4 protein-coding genes are annotated in these 2,748 nt (G+C 36.4%); 3 read left to right on the plus strand and 1 reads right to left on the minus strand.

The genetic code is table 11. The features are described from left to right. Window positions 1–696, plus strand: a 696-nt coding sequence (locus K737_RS04325; RefSeq protein WP_035575078.1) for a leucine-rich repeat domain-containing protein, incomplete at its 5' end; no start/stop codon positions are given. Between the two features lie 499 nt (window positions 697–1,195). After that, a complete protein-coding gene (locus tag K737_RS04330) occupies window positions 1,196–1,723 on the plus strand; it encodes a DUF721 domain-containing protein (RefSeq protein WP_006303940.1) in 528 nt (175 codons plus the stop codon). Window positions 1,724–1,776: 53 nt separating this feature from the next. On the opposite strand, the gene K737_RS04335 is transcribed toward K737_RS04330, so the two are convergent. Further along, entirely contained in the window at window positions 1,777–2,148 is a 372-nt protein-coding gene (locus K737_RS04335; protein WP_152531090.1) for a hypothetical protein, read from the minus strand. Window positions 2,149–2,285: 137 nt separating this feature from the next. On the opposite strand from K737_RS04335, the gene K737_RS10105 reads away from it, so the two are divergent. Continuing rightward, window positions 2,286–2,423: a hypothetical protein gene (locus tag K737_RS10105; protein ID WP_023491389.1), complete on the plus strand. Its 138-nt coding sequence runs from the start codon at window positions 2,286–2,288 to the stop codon at window positions 2,421–2,423. The last annotated feature ends 325 nt before the right edge of the window (window positions 2,424–2,748 follow it).

A 2,748-nucleotide genomic window follows, 5' to 3' on the forward strand; every position in this document is an offset into this window, starting at 1 on the left:
ATTCACCCCGAATTTCAATTAAAAAACCTTGTGGGCGCTAAGTTTCCCCATTTAAAGTTTCTTTCTATATACAAGTCTGATCTTAAAGATATTTCCTCTTTAAAAGATATCCCCCTTCCTTCTTTAGAAGAACTTGTATTTGAACATAATTTTGTTAAAGATATTTCGGTATTTAAAACTCTTTCTTTGCCAAAGCTAAAAAAATTATCCTTTGGGGGGTGTGATGTCAAGGATATTACGCCTTTATTTTCTTTTTCTGCACCAAATTTAGAGAAAATTAGTTTTCATATGAATGAGGAAGCATCCTTCAGTTTAAAAGATGCTGAAAAATTAAAAAAACAATTTCCTTTACTTAAAAAAATTATTGTTTTAAGGACGGAATATTTTTTTCCAAAAACAAGTAAAGATTTCCCAACAAAAAAAAACACAGTGGTGGCTTTTAATATTAAGATGCCTCATTGGAAAATATCAAAAGATCTTTTTTCTAAGGGAGTCACTATGGTAGATATCTTAAAGCATTCAGGTTTAGTGGAATCTTGTAGTGAAGCTCGACGTAAAATTTCTGAAGGCATAGTAAAGATAAGAAATCGGGTGTGGAAAAATCATTGCCAGGTTTTAACCAACGAAGATATTCCTCAAGGATGGGAATTTATTCATTGCGGAAAAGACAAAGTATTGGTTAAACTGAAGTCTTAGACTGCTAGAAAAACTCCTAAGGTATTATTAAAATATTAAAAAGAAAGATGAAAAGAGAGAAAAATTGGTCTAAATTGAGTACACACGACTTTTTTATGTGATCCTGGCTATAAGAAGAACATTAACTTGCTCAATTGATCACTTGCTTCAACTCTTTCTCTCGTAATCTTTTTATACTGATTTAGCTATACTATTCTTAAAGAGTTTGAGCAAAATCCGTCAAACTTTAATCATAATCCAAACCATATGGTGTTGGGACTGAACAATAGTAAAATATCCGTAAATTTTTTAGGTTTTATCCCCCTTGAAGAGTTTGATTTTTATCACCCTCTCTTCATCAATAACTTATTTTTCTTAAATGCCTTTTCTTTCGTACATGAAATATGTCTAACAAATAATACTATTTATCTTGTATACTGTTTTTTACAGTATTTTAAGCTAAAATGAAAAAGCAATATAGCACGAGCTTGATTTTATAAGTTAACTTTGGATTTTAAAAATGCACGATAGAAAAAAACTTTCAAAACAGTGGAAAAGAGGCTCAGGGTTTCAGCCTTTAGAGAAGGTGTGTACGTATGCTCTAGGTCATATTTTTCAAACGAAAAATTTTTTGTACAGTAAAATGGCCAACGATTGGTGTGGAATTGTTGGGACAGAAATAGCCTCAGTCACGCGTCCCTGTCGAATTCAAGTTTTTAAAAATGAAGGAACCTTATTGGTGGAAGTAGATAGCTCTGGGAGCTTGTGGATTCCTGCTCACGGAGCAACCCTTATAGAGCGCGTCAATCAGTACTTGGGATATAAAGGGGTTGCTCGTATCGTTTTTCGTAAAGCGAATTTCCAGAATCGTGAAACTGAAAAATTAGCTGCTGAGCAAGAGCTTATTTCTTTTAACGCTGAAAATAGTTCTTTAGAAAAAGCAGGTCAACAGCTGGCTAAAACCATTCCCAACATTGAACTGCTTACCTCTAAACCTTTAAAAACTGCTCTTATCGAGCTTGCGTGTTCAATGAAAATCGTTTTATAGCCAAAGCTATATAAAATGATTATGTGGATATCGTGGAAGAGACTTTCTGTGTTTCATCCAAGGGGAGTGTGCCTAAGTGCCTTTTTCTGTGCCCATTTATGTTTGATGAGATTGAGGGGCTGGTGAATAAACGAAAATATAGAAGAGTGTCTCTTGAAGCTTTCAAGGTCTTGAGCATGCCTTGGCTTTTGTGAAAGGGGGCATTGTCCATGGATCCCCCACTGCTTTTCAGGAAGTTTGGGGATCAAATCTTGCAGAATCCACGCGTGGAACCCAAAGATATTTGCAGTTGTTTGAAACAGACTCCCAGTCAAAAGAACGCCGCCCAGAAGTGCACCACTGACATTCGTGCGTCCCTTTTCATGACTGCCACAAAGCACCGATACCCTTTCAAGCCAGGGGGGTGCAAGGTACGTTATGAGCATATCCGCCCTTATCAATGAAAACGATGGGGCGCCCTTCATTTTGATGCTTCTTGAATCTTTTGGTAAAAGATGTTTTGCTTTTCGACCTCCACCTTGGGATGACGTAGGCTTTGTTTTATATAGTAATTTAGGTTAAAATGACAAAGAGCTACAGCAACGATTTAAGACAAAGGGGAATAGAATATTTAGATGAGGAGAGCGGGTACATTGAAGCATCGCAACCATTTAAAATAAGTGTATCAGCGATGGGTATGTGGAATAGAAAAATGGCATAGAAAATACAGACAAGAAGGCAGTTATTTTCCTAAAAGTCGTAGGGCTCAGAAAAAAAGAGTGACTTAGGGAAGCTTGAAGCGTACGTCAAATAAAACGAAGATATGACCTTGAAAAAAGCTGCTCAAGAATTAGGGGGGTATTTGATTAGGCTATAGCATACTCCCCCTCACTTTTTTGAAGGGGCTTTTAAAGATCCGAAAGACAGGCTATTTTATTAAAAACAAACAACAATGTTTAATGCAAATGAACCTTCGTACTTAGTATGATCGATCAGCGAAAGGTTCAGCATCCTGCGCTGATCCACAAGATGAACGCTCCAGCTTC

The organism is Holospora undulata HU1, from assembly GCF_000388175.3.
Taxonomy (GTDB): Bacteria; Pseudomonadota; Alphaproteobacteria; order Holosporales; family Holosporaceae; genus Holospora; species Holospora undulata_A.

Excerpts from the sequence above, each read along its gene's own strand:
- K737_RS04330 (WP_006303940.1), top strand. The coding sequence starts at position 1,196 with ATGCACGATAGAAAAAAACTTTCAAAACAGTGGAAAAGAGGCTCAGGG.
- K737_RS04335 (WP_152531090.1), bottom strand. The coding sequence starts at position 2,148 with ATGCTCATAACGTACCTTGCACCCCCCTGGCTTGAAAGGGTATCGGTG.
- K737_RS10105 (WP_023491389.1), top strand. The coding sequence starts at position 2,286 with ATGACAAAGAGCTACAGCAACGATTTAAGACAAAGGGGAATAGAATAT.